At 67.0% G+C, this 18,525-nt stretch carries 7 protein-coding genes and 1 pseudogene; 7 read left to right on the forward strand and 1 reads right to left on the reverse strand.

What is annotated here, in order from left to right:
• Window positions 1-1,206 precede the first annotated feature (1,206 nt).
• The 7 genes and pseudogenes from V1460_RS21520 (at window position 1,207) to V1460_RS21550 (ending at window position 16,777) form a co-directional block, all read left to right on the forward strand.
• Window positions 1,207-3,387, forward strand: a complete 2,181-nt coding sequence (locus tag V1460_RS21520; RefSeq protein ID WP_338675274.1) for a DEAD/DEAH box helicase — start codon at window positions 1,207-1,209, stop codon at window positions 3,385-3,387.
• A gap of 309 nt (window positions 3,388-3,696) precedes the next feature.
• Window positions 3,697-4,377 (forward strand): hypothetical protein, encoded by a 681-nt coding sequence (locus tag V1460_RS21525; RefSeq protein ID WP_338675275.1) that lies wholly within the window; start codon window positions 3,697-3,699, stop codon window positions 4,375-4,377.
• Between the two features lie 511 nt (window positions 4,378-4,888).
• Entirely contained in the window at window positions 4,889-5,257 is a 369-nt protein-coding gene (locus V1460_RS21530) for a hypothetical protein (protein ID WP_338675276.1), read from the forward strand.
• Window positions 5,258-5,499: 242 nt separating this feature from the next.
• Complete coding sequence (locus V1460_RS21535; protein WP_338675277.1) at window positions 5,500-12,222, forward strand: RHS repeat-associated core domain-containing protein; 6,723 nt, start codon at window positions 5,500-5,502, stop codon at window positions 12,220-12,222.
• 49 nt (window positions 12,223-12,271) lie between these two features.
• A complete protein-coding gene (locus tag V1460_RS21540) occupies window positions 12,272-12,418 on the forward strand; it encodes a hypothetical protein (protein ID WP_338675278.1) in 147 nt (48 codons plus the stop codon).
• A 760-nt stretch (window positions 12,419-13,178) separates the two neighbouring features.
• Window positions 13,179-15,358 (forward strand): annotated as a pseudogene (locus V1460_RS21545) (bifunctional polysaccharide deacetylase/glycosyltransferase family 2 protein).
• 792 nt (window positions 15,359-16,150) lie between these two features.
• A complete protein-coding gene (locus tag V1460_RS21550; RefSeq protein ID WP_338675279.1) occupies window positions 16,151-16,777 on the forward strand; it encodes a hypothetical protein in 627 nt (208 codons plus the stop codon).
• Between the two features lie 486 nt (window positions 16,778-17,263).
• Here V1460_RS21550 and V1460_RS21555 read toward each other — a convergent pair whose 3' ends face one another.
• Entirely contained in the window at window positions 17,264-18,442 is a 1,179-nt protein-coding gene (locus V1460_RS21555) for a transposase (RefSeq protein WP_338675280.1), read from the reverse strand.
• Between the last annotated feature and the right edge of the window lie 83 nt (window positions 18,443-18,525).

Genomic DNA, 18,525 nt, shown 5'->3' on the forward strand with positions numbered 1-18,525 from the left:
TCGGGCATGCGGAAAGGCATCGGCGCGTCGTTCGGATCGGGCAGGGCGACCTCTCGCACAGCCCGACTCACGTGAGATCGGCAATGACGGCAGCGGAACACAATCACAGCATCATCCTCACATCCACAGATCCGGGTGAGTCCCACCTGACATCGGAAACCGCCCACCAGGCGGCAGCCAAGCTCTCGAAATGGAATCCTATCCAGGATCTGTGCCTCACGGAAGACTGAAATAACTTTCGCACGCAGAAGGAAGTGGCTGAATGGAAAATTTGACGATACCAGGCAATGCCGAGGTTCATGATGGTCGCCTTTCAAAGAGCATCAGCGAGCACTCGCGAGGTCGTTGCTGCAAGTTCAGACTGTGCGGCAGGCGATCGTGTGGATTCTAGTAGTGGCGATATCGTACGCCTGTCTGGGAGGAGAAATTGCGGCGCTTATTTCAGGACTCCTTCATGGGGGGGTGGCGGTGGAGCTAGCGGAAGCAAGGCTCTCGCGTCAAGCGTAATAGCCGTAAACCTCTTGCCGTGGACTGCGGTAATCGCGTACCGTGCGCTATTTGCTCGGCTTCCCGGCAGGGGTCGATGAAGCTCTCCCTCGCAAAGGTCGAATCGTCACACGCGCTCAGCGAAGGGCCTAATGTGACACTCCGGCTCGAAGTCGCTGTTGCGCCTGATGGCGATCACCCTGCCTTTCGCGCGGGCTGCAAGGCCATCGTTGACTTGCTGGACCTCGACACCTTTAAGAAGGGTCAAATAATTGTCGTGCGCTACGACCCCAAGCACCTCTGGCGGATTCGAGTTGCTTCTCGACCCTCGTTCGCCTGGGCGGAACGTGCAGCAGCTGCCCGGATTTCATCGGCGTCGACGGAGACGCTGCGTAAGCCGCCTCTTCCTCGCCAACGAGTTCTCGTCGCATCACTCGCTCTTGCGATGGGATCGGTTTTCGCGGCCTGGTACGCCCCTGGACTGCTCTGACCCCAGGCTGCGAGGCGACAACCAGAGCTCTGTGCCGGGCAGCCGACAGGGACCAAGGGGGCCTGCGCGGTCGGGGTCTGCCCGGCGAGAGCCCATGTGGCCTGCGACGTAGCCGGTCGGGCAGCCATCGTGGTAGTCGTGTTCCCCAGGTCGGCGGTGCCGCTTCGACCTGGCTGGCGAGTGTTGTTGGCCCTTGCCGGTGGTGGAGGGTGGGCGGAAGAGGGGGACGCGTGGGGCGTGGGGAGCGGGAGACGCTCGCGAAGGGAGCGCGACTGTATGAGGCGGCGCGGGCAGTGGCCGGCGACCATGACAGGGCGGTCGGGGCGGTACGGGAGGCTCTGAAGCCGATCCATGACGCCGAGGTGCGACGGGAGCTCGAGGCCATCCCCGTCGCCCGACTGCAGGAAGCCACCGAAGCGCGGCTGCGCCTGGGCATCGTGGAGAGGAGCGGACTGCGCACGGTAGGCCGTGTACTTCAGGCGGGGCCGTACCGGTTGCGGCAGATACCCGGTGTCGGGCAGGTCACGGTCGACCAGCTCCTCGCCGCCGCTCGAAGACTGGCCGACGCCGCGCACGAGAGCGTCGCCGTCCACATCGACGTGGACCGGCCGGAGCCGCGGACCACCGCCCTGGTCACAGCCCTGCACGTGCTGGTGGAGGCCGGCCCGGACGCCCGGCGCGCGGTCGACAGGGCCGCCGTCCTCTCGGCGCGACTGGGTCCGTTGCTGGCTGACGCTCAGCTGGTCGCCGGACGGTTCCGGACACTGCTCGCGGGCCAGGACAAGAGGGCCCGGGCGCTGGCGGCCGTCGCGGAGATCCGGTCGCTGCTGGACGAGGCGGATCAGGCCGGGGTGCCCGGGCTGTTCGCCCAGGCGTCGGTGGATCTGCTGCGGGGACCTTCGAGCGACGTCGCGGCCTGGGTCGACTTCGAACTCCGCTCCGCCGAGTACTACGGCCTGCTGGCGGGGATCTCCGGGCGGGTGACTGACTCGGCCGCCTCCGAGGGCTTCGTCCCGGACGAGATCGCCGAGCGGGTACGGACCCAGCGCCTCGACGACTCTCACCGGCGGGTCTCCCTGCGCGGCTACCAGGCGTTCGGTGCGCGCTTCGCCCTCGCTCAGCGCAAGGTGGTCCTCGGTGACGAGATGGGTCTCGGCAAGACCATCCAGGCGATAGCCGCGCTGACGCACCTGGCTGCCGAGGGGCAGAGCCACTTCATGGTCGTCTGCCCGGCGAGCGTGCTGGTGAACTGGACGCGGGAGATCGAAGCCCGCAGCACCTTGCGCGCCGCGCTTCTCCACGGCCCCGACCGGCACCTCGCGTTCGCCGACTGGAAGGGACGCGGCGGGGTCGCGGTGACCACCTTCGAAGCGCTGCGCGGGTTCCCTGCCCCGGGCGGCGGAGAAGTCGGGATGCTCGTGGTCGACGAGGCGCACTGTGTGAAGAACCCGAAGGCCCTGCGGTCCCAGGCGGTCGCCCAATGGGCGGAGCGCTGCGACCGTGCCCTCTTCATGACCGGTACCCCGATGGAGAACCGGGTCGCCGAGTTCCGCAACCTGGTCCGGATGCTCGACCCCGGCCTCGCCGAGTCCATGGACGAGTGGGACGCATTGGCCACATCCGCTGCCTTCCGCAAGGCGGTCGCCCCGGTCTACCTGCGACGCAACCAGAAGGATGTGCTGAGGGAGCTCCCCAGCCTCCAGCAGACGGATGAGTGGGAGGAGTTGAGCGCCTCGGACGAGGACGCCTACTTCGAAGCCGTGCACGCCGGCAATTTCATGGCGATGCGCAGGGCCGCATACATGCGTCCCGAGAAGTCGGCCAAGCTGGGACGGCTCCAAGAGATCGTGCAGGAGGCCCGGGAGAACGGACAGAAGACGGTGGTCTTCTCCCACTTCAAGGACGTGCTGGGCGTGGTGAAACAGGCGCTCGCCGACCAGCTCCCCGACGGCCCGGCGGTGTTCGGCCCGCTGACCGGAAGCGTCCCGGCTGGACAGCGGCAGCGGCTCGTCGACGACTTCGCGGCAGCCTCGGGTCCCGCGGTGCTGCTGGCGCAGATCCAGGCGGCCGGTGTCGGTCTCAACATGCAGGCAGCCTCCGTCGTCATCATCTGCGAACCCCAGATCAAGCCGACCATCGAGCACCAGGCGGTGGCCCGTGCCCACCGCATGGGCCAGGTCAGGCCGGTACAGGTGCACCGCCTCCTCGCCACCGGCGGGGTGGACGAACGCGTGCGCGAGATGCTCGAGAGGAAGACGCGCCTGTTCGACGCGTATGTCCGCCGCAGCGCTGTGGCGGAGGCCACCCCGGACGCGGTCGACGCATCGGACGCCGAGATGGCGCGCCGGATCGTCGAGGAGGAACAGGCCCGCCTGGGCCTTACGGCCGGAGCGCCCCTGCGCCCTGAGTAGCCGGACCGGATGGCCGCCGCCGTGTCGAACCGTCACGCCCCCTCCTCGCCACGACACCGGCGGCACCGCCGACCGCGGGAGACCCGCGTGTTCACACGTGGGCGGAGTCAGGGCGTGTGTGCCGTCCACCGAGGCGTGTCGGGGGTCTGGTCGGCGATGGAGGAATCGACGTTGCTTTTGCGGATGGGAGGTTCTGGTGTGCTGCGCTGAACTCACCACAGGGGAAGTCCCCGGCGATGGTCCGCACCCGGATCGGTCCGGCGTCCCGCGGTGTGATAAGTCGCCGACGGGGTCCACCGGGTGGATGGCGTGGTGATTCGGGCCGACAGCGGCCGCACGTCCCGCAGGTCGGTACTGCGTACGCGCGTCCTGGGGACATGGATGTTCCTGGCCGCGTGCTGTGCGTTGTCCGCTGCGTTTGTGGTGCTGGTCAGAACCGCCGGTGCGGTGGACGACCTCAGTCGCTACCGGAGTGCCACGGCCTGCGAGCAGGGTGCCGCGTGGGCCGATGGTGACTGTGTCCGCACCGCGCGGTACACGGTGACCGAGCGGCATGAGCGTAGGCGGGGGAAGGACATGGTGCGTTCTGTGCGTTTGGCCGGTGCCGACGGGACCGGCGGTCGGGCGGGGTTCGACAGCGCCGGGCCCGTCTTCCGTCATCTTCGGGTGGGCGACCAGGTGCTGGGGGAGTTCTGGCGCGGCGAGGTCGTGTCGGTGCGGCACGGGGCCGCCGTCCAGCGGACCGAGGCTTCTCCCGTGGATAAACCGCTGTTCCTCGCCGGGTTCGGGTTCGTGCTGGTCGGTACGGTGTGCTGGGCGGTAACGGCCGGGTGGTGCCGCCTCCGCCATCCCGTCCCCTGCGACACCCCGCACCGGACCGCGAAGATGGCGTGGATGGCCTCTGGGGGCGTGGGTCTCGCTACCACGGCTGCTCTGGTCTACCTCGACGTCCCAGGCGAGTGGATCTGGCTGCTACCGCCTTGGCGGTGACCACCGCACTGGCCGCGGCCGGACGGACCCGCGCATGCGGTCGACTGCGGCGGGTCGATGGCTCATGAGGATCGCGTCCGGCCAAGCGGTGCACCAGCGATCCTTGCCGGGGCGGTCTCGGGGCTTGTCCCTCGCAGGGGAGCCGATGGCCATCTCCACCGCCCCTGCAGACTGACGTACCGTCAGGGAGATGGGTGCCGCAGGCGGCCCGACCGTCGTACGCCAGGCCCCCCGGGCCGCGCACCGAGCCCGTCGTCGTGACCTTGTCCAGCCCGGGACGACGAGATCAGGAACCGATCCCACCGTGGGGCCGGTGCCGACCCCGCCAGCGAGCCGGAAGGCGTGCCACGTACACGTCTCTACCGGCCGCCGTCTATCCACAAAGCGACAGTCGAGCGCACGTTCTCGGATAGCGCCTCGACCGGTCTGCTCCGTAGGTTCTCAAGAGGCCCACCCATCTCAAGGAGGTCGGGCCACCCGCCACCCGAACGATCCGCAAGGTAGTGCGCACGTGAACCGATCCTCACCCGGCATCCGTACCCTCGTTGCCGTCGCCTGCCTTCTGCCGGCGACGGCAGCCTGCAGCGCGCCCCCCGAGTGCGGGTCCGCCGCCGCGGCCTTCGCCCGCTACCAGGCCGAGGTCGCGGACGCCACCAGCCCCGGTGCTCTTGCCGCGGCGAGCCACGACTTGGGCAGCACACTCGGCCGCCTGGCTGACACCGCGGAGGATGAGACCAAGCCCGCCCTGCGGGAGATGTCGGCAGCCTGGCGCAGTGTTTCCATCGACGCCTCCGACCCGGTCGCCGCTTCCAGGGAGGTATCCCAACTCGCTCCCCTAGCGGAACGGGATGCCCGCCGCATCGCCCAGGTCTGCTCCTGACGCACCTCGCCTCTTCCCCCCGGACCCCTGCCCAACGGACGGGCGGGACGAGGCCGACACGGCCTCACGGACCCACGCACAGCCGATGAAGAGGCTTCCTTGCAGGCCAGGGGCATCGGAGCCCGCGCCCGCATCTGCTCCGTTCCCGACGGATCCTCTTCCCACCCCAGTCGGACCCTCGCGCACGTCCTGCGACCACCGTCGCATCCAACTCGCGGTCATCGCCCTCTGAAAGGACGCATATGTCGTCTCACAGACCCGCGCCACCCCCTCAAGGGGGGAGCCCGGCATCGCACACCCCGCGCGCCGGGTCCCCTTCACCCGCGGCAAGGCGGGGAAGGCGACGAGGACGGATCACGGTCGCTCTGATCGCCTCCTTCGCCGCCCTGGTCACCTCGATCCAGCTGGCGCCTGCCACGAGTTGGGCCGCGGCCGGGGGAGACACCCCTCCTGCGCCGCCGAGGAACTTCGGCTACAAGACGAAGACCTTCCAGCCGGCCGATCCAGCCGGATATCTTCCGGGCGAGTTGGAGGTCTCGCCCACGGGCGAGGCGACCTACACGGTGCCGCTCACCGTCCCGGACGGCCCTGGCAAGACGACTCCGACCCTGAAGCTGACGTACTCCAGCCGCAGCGGCAACGGCCTGCTCGGCAAGGGCTGGTCGATCAGCGGCCTGTCGAGCATCAACCGCTGCGGCAGGAAGTTCTCCACCGAGGGCAAGCAGACCGGCGTCCACTTCCAGGACAAGGACGGCACCGACTGGGACGCCGACCGCTTCTGCCTGGACGGCCAGAAACTCATGGCCGTCAACGGCGACTACGGGGCCTCCGGCACCGAGTACCGGACCGAGAAGGAGACCTTCACCAAGGTGGTCTCCCATGACAGCGACGACTCCGGACCCCGCTGGTTCCAGGTGTGGACCCGCGACGGACGGATCCGCGAATACCGGATGCAGACCGCCGCACGCATGTCCGCCGACAAGGACGCCTACCACACCGCCACAGCCACGACCGTACGACCGGCATGGCTGCTGACCCGCGAGAGCGACCGCTCCGGCAACAGCATCGACTACACCTACACCTACGACAAAGCCCCCTTCGACAGCGTCGCCGACGACCTCAGCCTGCAACTCCTCCCCGACGAGATCCGCTACTCCACCCCCCAGGGGAACACCCGTCGGCGGTACGTGAAGTTCCAGTACGAAGATCGCCCGGACGACAAGGGCTTCGCCTGGCAATCCGGCGTACGCCAGCACCTGCACAAGCGCCTGGCAGCCGTCGAGATGCACGGACCCAATCCCGACACCACGCAACTGCTGTGGAGCTACCGCCTCGACTACGAGACCGGCCAGTGGTCCAAGCACAGCCGCCTGTCCTCCGTCCAGAAGTGCGGCCACCGCGGCGGCTGCCTGTGGAAGAAGAAGTTCAGCTACAGCGACCAGGAGTCCGCCCCCTTCAAGGTGGAGAAGGTCGTGGACGAGTTCTTTCCCGACGGGACGGACGACCTCCCCTTCCAGCCCATGGTGAGACCCGTTGACATGTCAGGTGACGGTGCGGACGACCTGGCCTTCTCCGACGGCAGGGCGGCGTGGTTTGGGAAAGAAGAACTTACCTTCAAGTGGGGAGAAAAGGCTGAAACCGGCTCGGTGAGCCCTGTGTCCAGCATGGCATGGCCTATGGTCTCCGGCTTCGGAAACGCAGCCGACGTTGAATATGACATGGCGTCAAGCCGACCGGTGGACCTCAACGCTGACGGGCAGATCGAGTTTGTTGTCCGAAGGCGTGCGTCCGAGGATGAAATCAACGGGACCTTCGACCTCGTTCAGTGGGACATGCTGTTCCGCAAGCCGGCTTCCTCGGTTAAGGGTTTCGATAAGTTCAGCCTCCCGAAAGCCGATTCCGTCGACTTCGGGGACCTCAACGGTGATGGGCTCCCCGATATGATCTGGAGCAAGGCCGACGAGGACCATTCGCGGACGTGGAGATTCCAGATCAACGAGGGGACGAAATTCTCCAGTTCTCGAGTCCTTCCACTCCAGGGGAGCAATAAGCGCCTGTCCTTCGTGGACGTGGATGGGGACGGGCGGATCGACATCAACGACGGAACGCGGGTCGTCGGGCTGAGAGACGACGGATCGATCCGCAACGACCCCGCGGGCAAGCGATACCCGGTGCCCGCCACTCCGCTTCCCGACTCCACCCCTCTCGCGACAGCCCCTGACACGCTCGTGTGGGGCGATGTCAACGGCGACGGCCTGCTGGACGCGGCGTCGGTTCACTGGACGGACGAAGATGGAGTAAGCGAGATACGCGTCCGCTACAGCACAGGTGCAGGTTTCGGGCCGGCTGTACGCCTTTCCGTGCTTCCCGAATTCCCGCAAGCCCGCTGGGGGCCAGAACGAGACATGGGGGTGCGCGTCGCGGACATGGACCGCGACGGCCGGGACGATTTCGTCATCTTCCACGGCAAGACCGAGTCCAATCCGTGGGGGGAGAACTATGCGGGCATCACGATTCTGTACGCGACGGGCGCTCGCAAGCAGTTGACCGATGCTGCCACGTCCTTCCGCGGCTGGAGGCTTTCCCAGCTCGGGGATTTCGACGGCGACGGCTGGACCGATATCGTCACCTACGACGATGGCGGCCTGGACGTGCTCACCAACGGCGGCCAGGCGGTGGATCTGCTGACCGAGGTGTCCGACGAGCACAGCTCCTGGCCTCGGGAGAAGATCACCTACGCCACGGAGTGGTCCAGTCAGCCACGTGCCGTGAACGCGGCGCCCGGCGCCTACCCGACGGTGCCGTTGCGTCAACGCGGGATGATGTTCGCGCGGAAGGTCGAGTCCCGCGCGCACTGGTTGCATCCGGCGAGCGCGGAGCTGGATGCGTCGAAGACGCGGGTCATGGAGTACTCGTACGAGAACCCGATGCTGGATCTCCGCGGCCGCGGGTTCCTGGGATTCGGCAGTGTGCGTGTGTGGGATTCCCAGCGCCCTTCGGAGACGGTGACCGAGTACGACAACCTCACGCGTGTGAGTGGAAAGTACTACCCGTTCGCCCAGGTGCCGCGCACGGTCACCACGGCCACGCCGATCCTGGACGGTGATCGGAAGATAAAGAATCCGGGTGAGGCGAACGCCCGCGTGACCCGGACCACCTTCACGTACGCCGTCAACAACTCGGGCGGCAAGACCTACTGGACGCACCCGGCCGACAGCGCGCTGGACGGAGAATCCGGCAGCAAGAAGTACAACAAGAAGGTCGAGGAGTGGGAGCAGCCGGTCACGATCGACTGGAACCTGGACGATGAACGCAGTCCCGCTCCCCGCACCCACATCTACGACGTGAGTTGGCTGCCGGCTGCCCACGACTTTGCCCGGGTGACCTACTACGCGAGCGACACCGACGGGTGGGGGAACGTCCGCAAGAGCCAGCGCAGGACCGAGAACGCCGAGGCCTCCAAGCGCGGGGTGACCGAGGAGATGGCCACCGACTACGAAACCCGGGTCGGCGACTGGCTGCTGGGTCTGCCCACGAAGACCGCTACCACCCGGATCGAGGCCGACGACACCCCGGACAAGCCCCATCGCACCACCCGTACCGTCGAGCACGACTACGACGACGCGGGCCGGCCGACCACGACGTGGGTGGAGAGGGGCAACCCCGACCCCGGGGTCCGCCGCACCACCACCACCACCTATGGCGACCAGGGCGAAGTGCGGCACGTCAAGGACGAGTCCCCCGGCGCTCCGGCCCGGTCGACGCACCACGAGTACGCGCCGCTTCTGGGCCCGGATGAGAAGATCTACCCGTCCCAGGTGTGGTCCTCGCACGACAAGGCCGAGTACCGGCCCAGCACCTGGACCATCACCCATCCCGGCTTCGGCGTGCCGTTGGCGGAGATGGACGCCAACGGCGTGGAGACCTCGACCCACTACGACGACCTGGGACGTGTCGTCCGCAGCCGGCCCGCCGGACAGACGCCCGTGGCCACCTCGTACGCCGCCCACTCCGACAGCTACCAGGGTGTCAGCGGTGTGGAGACCACGACCGAGCGCGGACAGGAGAAGAGCCGGATCGTCACCGACGCGCTGGGCCGCACGGTCGCCACCCTGAACCAGGGCTTCGACGGCGCCCTGCTGCAAACGGACACCCTCTACGACAGGCTCGGCCGCGTCGAGCTGGTCTCGAGGCCCCACCCGGCGAACCAGTCCCCGTCGAAGTGGACCAAGAACGTCCGCGACTCCCTGGACCGGCTGCTGACCACCACGGGCCCGGACGGGAGAACCGTCCGCAACACCCACACCTTCTTCGAGACACGCACCTTCGACGCGGAGAACAACGAACGCCGCATCACCACGGACCTGGACGGGCGCACCGTCTCCAGCGTGAACATCAAGGGCCACGACGGCAAGGACGTGCCCACGGCCTACCAGTACGAGCCGTTCGACGTCCAGGAGAAGGTCACCGCACCCGGCAACCGGGTCACCGTCAGAGAGTTCGACACCCTGGGCCGGGCCACCCGCGTCACCGAACCCAACACCGGAACCACCGGCGTCGCCTACAACGGCTTCGGCGACCCCACCCGCCAGTCCCGCTCCGAGGACGGCGGCATCGGACGCACCTACACCTACGACGACCTGGGCCGTAAGACCGCCGTGGTCGACTACGCCAACCACGGCGCGGACACCGCTGCCACCACCACCTGGGAATGGGACAGCAGCCCGCACGGCATCGGCAAGCTCGCCAGCACCACCAGCCCCGATGACGTCACCACCGCCTACCGATACGACTCCTACAGCCGGGTGGCCGGAACCGACTACACCGACCCGGCCGGGACTGTCTACAGCGTCGACCAGACCTACACCCCCGACACCGGCAAGACGGCGACCCTCGTCTACCCCGCGGCCGAGGACGGCCGACGACTCACGATCAAGAACACCTACAACCCCTACGGGCATCTGACGTCGATCGCCGACGCCACACCGGGCGGAACGCCCGTCCCAGTCCTCAGAAACCTGTGGACGGTCAAGTCCCGTACCGACGACCTGGCTTTGGAACACGGCACCCTCGGCCAACAGGACACCTTCGGCGACGAGGCCGACGTCGAACGCGCCTACGAACCCGGCAGCGGCCGCCTCAAGAGCATCACCGTCACCCGCGGTGAAGACACCCCGGTCATGGACCTGCACTACACCTACTACGGCAACGGACTCACCAAGACCCGCGTCGACGACCGCAACCACCGCAAGGAGAGCTTCACCTACGACCCCATGGCCCGGCTCACCGACTGGACCCTGGCCACCCACACCGACGACGCCACCTCTGCCGACGTCGGCGGCCGCACCGTCCGCTACGGCTACACCATCGGCGGCGACCTCACCCAGGTCTCCATCAATGGCGACATCGTCGAGGCCAACAGCTACACCGACCCCTCCCACCCCGACGCCGTCACCGGCTACGCCGGCCCCACCCGAGTCGGCGCCTACACCTACGACGCTCTCGGCCGCCAGAAGACGGGCGCCGGACGGACCTGGAGCTACCGCTCCCTGAACCTCCTGCCCTCCACCATCACCGCCGGCGACACCAAGTGGAGGTTCACCTACGACGCCGACGGAAGCCGCTTCTCCAAGTCCGACGGCACCCACACCACCACCTACATCGGCGGCATCTACGAAAAGCGTCAGAAGGGCGACAAGGCAAGCCACATCTACCACGTCAGCGGGCCCGACGGACCCGTCGCCGAGATCGCCTACGCCGCGGGGAGCAAGCCGCAGGTCACCTACACCCAGCCCGACGCCCTCGGCAGCACCTCCGCCGTCATCGCCCCGGGCGGGCAAGTGAGCACCACCTTCTACGAGCCCTTCGGGCACACCACCGAAGCGGACGGCGCACCCACCACCGGCCCGACCGGCGGTGTCAGGCGCGGATTCACCGGGCACGAGCACGACTCCGACCTCGGCCTGATCAACATGAAGGGCCGCCTCTACGACCCCGCCACCCGCAGGTTCACCACCCCCGACCCCGTCAACGGCAACCCGCTGTTCGGCCAGCGGTGGAACCCCTACAGCTACGTCAACAACAACCCCCTCAACAGCACCGACCCCACCGGCTACGACCCCAGCCTCGGGGAGAGCGGCAACGGGCCGGGCTTCGAAATCCCGGACATCGAGATCCCGGAAATTGAGACTCCAGATGTGTCGGCATCCACGCCACCCCTCGCCCAGTGCTACGCCTGCATCGGGAATCTCGCAGTCGCGGCCCCGGAGGAGCCCACGCAGTCAACGGAAGATTCCTTCACTTCGGCGGCTGGCGAGGGAAGTACCGCGGAATTCGTCCTCGCACCGATCACCTTCCAGATCGAGTGGCGGTCATCCATAGATCTTCTGGGGGGTATGACGTTGTCTCTCTCGCCGCTGGCCCCCCCGAACATTTTTGGCTCAGCGGCCAGTGACGAAGTCCCGCCTGCTATGGAAAGTCCAGGAGGTGGCCGCATACAGGACAAGAGCAGCCCCGACCCGGCGGACCTGGTCAAGTATCCCGGGACGGGCGTCTACCTTCACAAGCTTGTGGCAGAGCAGTGGCAGAAGCTGGTGGCATCCGCACGAGCGGATGGAATTCCGGCTCCCTACCTCGTGCCGGGTGACGGCTACCGCCCGCGAGACTCGGGCATCCAAGAGGCCAAGTGGGCGGAGGCGCTGAAGAAGTATGGCGACGAGGCCACGGCAAGACTGTGGGTGGCGAAGCCGGGGGGAAGTGCGCACCACTCTGGCAGGGCACTCGATTTCAACAACGGATACCCAACCGATTCCGAGTACCTCCCTCAGCACAAGACGACCGCCGCATACCAGTGGATGCTGCGAAATGCGGAAAGGTTTGGCTTCTATGAATACAAGGCAATTCCAGGAACTCCAGCTAAAGGTGAACCATGGCACTGGGAATACAACCCGCCGATGAAGAAGTGAGATAGGGCTGCGACGGGCGTTGTCAGGTTGAGCGGGAGCCCTCTCCGGTGTGATGATCATCTGTCTGGTCGGATCGCTGGAGGGGTGCCTCGTGTACATGTCGGCGTATCGGGGCTTCCGCTTCTCGCCGGAGGTCATCTCCCACTGCCCGTGGCTCTACCACCGGTTCAGCTTGAACCTGCGCCACTACGAATAGCTGCCGGGGCAGCTGGAGCGGCTTGCCGAGGTGCCCGACGCATCTTCCGGGCGGAGCGGCGCCACCGCTTGGCCGCCGTGCTCGCCCTGGCCGCCTGTGCCGTGTTGAGGCGGCCCCCGACCGTGTACGCCAAGGGAGCCGCACCGGCCGTACCAAGGAACGGAAGTCGTTTTCGAGCCAGCGCCATGTTGCATGGGGCGATGAAGGTGGCAGATTCGTCGCGGACACTGACCTCAACCTCCAGGTCCTCCTGGCCAGTTCCGCACCGCGAGGCTAACCACACTTGAGTACGCACGGACGTCGCGGCCCCGTTGAATGCCCCGTGACACTCCTGCAGGAAGGCGCGATCGGCAACGTGTAAGAGATATCCACATCCAGAGACCTGGGAAAGCAACCCGTGAATGGCATGCGTAGATGAACTCAATACTTTCTACCGCACCCGATGTGCCGAGGCGCTGATCGAGGCGGCGCGCGGGTCCAAAACCCCGGAAAGCCCCTGTCTTCGTCGACTCCTCCGGCCGTCGCGCCAGGCGGCTGCGCCGCGCCGGGATGCTGATCGGCGTTCTCTGCCTCGGCTACGTCGCCGTGCTCGGCATGGTGTTCGTGTGGTGGAGCGACTCCTTGACGGCCATGCCCAACCCGCAGCCCTCAAGCGTCCCGGCCAAGAGCGTGCCCACGGGCACCCCGCCATCGGGCGCTCCTGCCGCACCCCCGTGCTCTTCCGAAACTGCTGCAACGGCAGGAAGCGCGAGATGACATCATGACGACGAGCACTCCCCATTCGCCGTCCCGGCATGCCAGGCACGCCAAGCCCCGCCGGATCGAACGCGTCGGCCGGCAGGCTGTCCCCAAGCCGCGGGTCGTCCTTGCCCTGCTCTTGCTGCTGGCGCTGACCTGCATGATGCTGCTCGACGGCTATCTGCGCTCCGAGGTCGGAAGCGACGACCGGGTGCGCAGCGACGCGAACTACAACGACGTACCCAGAGAGGTCCTGTCGGGCGGCCCCCCGTCCTCACCTTCCGCGGAGGCAAGGCCCGGACCCGTACCGTTCCGGACAAGACGATCGTCCTCACCTTCGACGATGGCCCCGACCCCGAGTGGAGCGAGAAGGCCATCGCGGTCCTGGAGGAGCACGACGTTCCCGCCGCCTTCTTCGTCGTGGGCTCCATGGTGTCCCGCTATCCGGCTGTGGTGAAGCAGATGGTCGAGCGGGGCCACGAGATCGGTATCCACACCTTCACCCACGTCGACCCCTCGTACCAGAGCGACGGCCGTATCCAGCGCGAACTCAACCAGACCCAGCTGGCGCTGGCCGGAGCCGCGGGGATCAACACCACGCTTTTCCGCGCCCCTTACATTTCCGAGATCGATGCGATCGACAACCACAGCTGGCCCGTCTACCAGAAGATCGGCGCCGACGGCTATACCTCGGTCTTCACCGACACCGACAGCGAGGACTGGCAGGAGCCCGGTGTGAAGAAGATCATCGAGAGTGCCATGCCGGAGGACGGCAAGGGTGCCACGGTCCTCTTCCACGACGCGGGCGGCGACCGCCGGCAGACCATCGACGCGCTCGGTACGTACATCAGGCAGATGAAGGAGAGGGGCTACACCTTCACCACCGTCAGCGGTGCCATGGGCGAGGCTTCCGCCCACCGGCCCGTGTCCGGCACCAGCCAGTGGCAGGGCAAGGCGTTCCTCGGCGCGGTGGCCGTCGCCGAGATCGTGGTGCCAGGGTTGTCCGTCGGCCTCGCCGTCATCGGGTTCGCCGTCATCGGCCGGTTCCTGATGATGCTCGTACTCGCTCGTCGCCACTACAGGATCCGCAACCCGCGGGACAGGGGGCGGCGCTATTCGTGGGGGTCGGAGATCACCCGTCCGGTGAGTGTCATCGTGCCCGTATACAACGAGAAGGAGTGCATCGCCAGCACCCTCGAGTCGCTGGCGCGGTCCACCCATCCGATCGAGATCGTCGTCGTCGACGACGACGGTTCGACGGACGGCACCTACGAGATCGCCGCCGCCGCGGCCGCGAGCCTGGGCATGTCGAACATCCGGGGCATCCGGCAGGAGAACGCGGGCAAGCCGGCCGCCATCAACAATGGTGTACGCAAAGCCAGTCACGACATCATCGTGATGATGGACGGCGACTCCGTCTTCGAGCCGGACACCGTCAAACACCTGGTGCAGCCCTTCGCCGACGAGGAGATCGGCGCTGTCGCGGGCAACACCAAGGTCGGCAACCGCAGCAAAATGATCGGGGCCTGGCAGCACATCGAGTACGTCATGGGCTTCAACCTCGACCGCCGGATGTACGACCTGCTGAACTGCATGCCGACCATCCCCGGCGCCGTCGGCGCCTTCCGCCGGGACGCCGTGCTCGCCGTCGGAGGCATGAGCGAGGACACCCTCGCCGAAGACACCGACATCACCATCGCGATGCACCGGCAGGGCTGGCGCGTCGTCTACCAGGAACATGCCCGCGCCTGGACCGAGGCCCCGGGCTCGGTCCAGCAGCTGTGGCGGCAGCGCTACCGCTGGTCGTACGGGACGATGCAGGCACTGTGGAAGCACCGCAAGTCGCTCACGGACACGGGAGCTTCGGGCCGCTTCGGACGGATCGGCATGCCGCTGGTTGTCCTCTTCCAGATCGTCACGCCGCTCATCGACGTGTTCACCATCTACGCCATGACCTTCATCGACTTCAAGGCCGCGCTGCTGGCCTGGCTCGCCGTACTCGGCCTCCAACTGGCTTGCGCTGGGTACGCCTTCAGGATCGACAAGGAGCAGTACCGCCATCTACTGGTGATGCCGCTCCAGCAGATCGCCTACCGGCAGCTGATGTACCTGGTCCTCATCCACTCCTGCGTCACCGCCATGACCGGCGGCCGGCTGCGCTGGCAGAAGCTCAAGCGTGCGGGCGATGTCGCACCCCGGTGAGGAAGGCGCCCTGAGGGACTCCTCTGTTCTCGCTCAGTCTGCCTCGGCTACGCGATGGGCGAGCGCCACGATGCCGATCTCTTCCGGTCTCGCTGTACATGGCTGCTGCCCCCGCGGCGGCGACGTCAGGTTCGTGGTCTTTCACAGGGGGTCGGAGGGTGGTTCCGACTGATCGTCGCACCACCTCGTGGTCGGAGGTGGTGCGACGGGTGTCGGCCCGCAGCGATGCAGGGCTCGCGAGTGCAGGGGGACAAATGCCGTCGCCGGGCCGGCCAACGGTCGCGTGGCGGGAGGACCGGGTCCGGTTCCGGGCGATCGCCCTGGGACTCCGATCGGAGGAAGCGGCGGCCGAGGCCCGGTTGGGAGATCGCCACGTGGATCACCGGCTTCCGCAACACCCGCTCGACCACACATCGTGTGCGGGTACCGCAGCCTGATCGACTACGGACACGTCCACCGGGCCAACGCCGCCCTATGCTGGCCGCTTGCAAGTTCTCCACATATCGAGGGGATTGAAATGCTGATACCCAGGCCCCGATCCACAGGAAATGGGTCAGAACCGCTGATCGTGTCCGCCACCGGAGAGCTTGAGGAGTTCGTTCGCGGTTGCGCCCCGTTCACGCACTCGAAGAGGGATGCGGCCAGGTCCCAGTGGCTGTCGCGGAACGCACGGCGTGTCACTGGTAAGCCCTCTCCGGGATACCTGCCATGACGCCGCGCTGTGGCCGCCTGACCAACCAGGGCACGCCCTGCCGACTCCCCCAGGTGGGTGGCCAGGCCTGCCGGTATCACGTGACGCAGAGCGAACTCGAAGCCTATGCCGAAGTTGAACGCGACAAGGCCGCCAGGGAGGAGCGGAGAGATCGGCGGCAGGGACGCGCGACGCTTATCGGACTTGCCTGCCTGGCAATCCTTATGATGGTTGGCATACCCTCGTGTATCAACTGGTCGGAACGACAGGAACGCCAGCGGGAAGCGGCGTGCGAGGCCCAGCGGGATCGGGCGCTGGAACTTGACCGAAAGGCGGGTGCTGTGCGGATTCCCATGGTTCATCCCCACGACGCGCCGATTCTCAATCTGCAACTGCGGGGTACTCACATAAATCTCGGAGACCTGGACTTGCTGTCCGAGAAGGCGACGGAGCACGAGATTGCCGCTGCCTACAAGCTAAGGCGCCAGATCGCAGGCCAAGCGGCAAGAGTCGTGCTGGAACACCAGAGCTGTATGAAGGTACCGGGCCTCGTGGAGGCGGCTGAGCGCATCGAGAAGTCGCCTCTGGAGGTTGCTCGGGTGCAGATGCCTTCACCGGCTCGATGCGCAGATGGATCTCTGGCGAAGTCAATAGAGCACTGGGAAGCGTGCCACGACTACGGGTCCGTACATCCCGGCCTTCCTGTGGCGACCTTGCACTTTGACTGAGCCCAGCACCTGTATGAGAGCTTCAGCCTCGATTCTTCCGAGGAGTGACGGCTTCGCCGTGTGCGGCTGGCTGCCCGGTATGTCCCATGCCGTATCGGGACTGGCTGTCGCGTGACGCTGCGGGGCGTCGGGTTCCACGGGCCCCGGGGGGCTGCGGTCCTCTCCTCTCCGGTGTCGTCGGGGTGGTGGCCGGTCGTCAGGTACGGGCCGGGAGTTCGGTGGCGTGCTTCCAGGCGGCGGTGAACGCTGCCGTCCAGGGCTCAATGCCCGGAAGTTAAGCGGAAACGCCGCAGGTCAAATCGGCGCCAGTGGTCGTGGTCATGGCGTCGTGATGGTTCGGAGCGTAGGCCAACGTCGCTACGAGGCAAGGCTCTTGGGTGGAGCTGGAACGGGACCCCCGGTGGAAGGATGGAGAACGACCAAGTAATCCTGCTTCGGGGGTCCCGTTGCCCGGCAAGTGTGCCATCTCGGTGTTCACGCGCACCATCACGACTGCCCGCGGCCTGTACGCGCCCGGTCATCGACCTCGGCGTGATCGCGGTACAGGGCGTCGACGAACCACACCTGGCCGGAGCCGGGTACCCCGGAAAGTCCCTGGTGGGAGGGGATGTTCGTGGCGACGATCCGGTAGCGCCAGCCGGTGCGTTTCTCGAAGGCGGTCAGCTTCTTCGCATCCCGGCGCGAGGGCTTGACCCGGCGCACGATCAACCGCATCCCCTCGGGCCAGCCGGTCAGGTCACGGACCCAGGTCAGCTCAGCGACCTGGTAGGACAGCCATTCGCCGTCGGGGCCCTTGATCTCGTGCAGTTGGCCGTCTTGCCGCAGCGCCGCCGTCCACACCTTCTCCGGCAGCCGGGTGATGGCCTTCTCGTCGGCGTCGTTGATGGCCCAGCCGGTCACCCAGCGCACCCGGCGCCGGCTGGTGGTCAGGCTCTGGAGGTGGCCGAGGACGTCGTGGCTGAAGGCCGCGCCGTCGATCCGTATCAGCAGCTTCGACCACAGCGGCAGCGGGAGCTGCCCAAACGCCGAGGCCAGGACACTCTTGTGGTCGTCGACATCGTTCGGCGGCGCGTTGCCGGGTCGCAGCAGCATGGCGACACACTCGCGGGTGTTGGCCACCCACGCTCCCAGCGGCATGTGGCCGAAGCTGCCCTTGAAGGTGCCGGCCGCACCCTCCTTCTTGCTGCTACAGGTCACGATGGTGGCGTCGAGGTCGAGGACGTACCAGCCGGTGAGTTCTCTGCCGCACACCGCGATCCAAGGGAAGCCGCCGGGGCGCAGGGCGAGCACGGTCCACACCATGCGCCGGACCACGGCGCGCACGCGCTCGATCCGCGCCGCCACCGGACCGTCGATCGCCTCCAGAGTGCGGCGCAGGGTGCTGTCCGAGACCGGCCGCGGGAACAGGCTCTTCCAGTGGTGCTGTAGTTGCTCGGCTTCCAGGATGTTCGTCGCGCCGAGCACGATCGCGCAGGCCAGCTGGACCAGCGCCATGCCCCGGTCACGCCAGCCAGGCCCGGTGCCCTTCGGCAGCGCCGCGCTGAGCACGGTGGCCAGGCCGACGCGGTCGGCGACCTTCCGCAGCAGCACCACGCCCGCGTGGCCGGTCAGGTTCTTGCCATCGGCCCGCACGGCAAGCCGGTGATCCCATTCGGTAGCCTGCACCTCTTGGGTGCCTCTTCTCTGCGACGGTTTTTGATCTCAGCAATCAGATCACCGCAGGTGGGAGGCACCCTTCTTCTGTCGGG

The organism is Streptomyces sp. SCSIO 30461 (genome assembly GCF_037023745.1).
GTDB lineage: Bacteria > Actinomycetota > Actinomycetes > Streptomycetales > Streptomycetaceae > Streptomyces.

What these genes read in the sequence shown, in the direction of transcription:
- V1460_RS21535 (WP_338675277.1), top strand. Translation starts at nt 5,500, where the DNA reads ATGTCGTCTCACAGACCCGCGCCACCCCCTCAAGGGGGGAGCCCGGCA.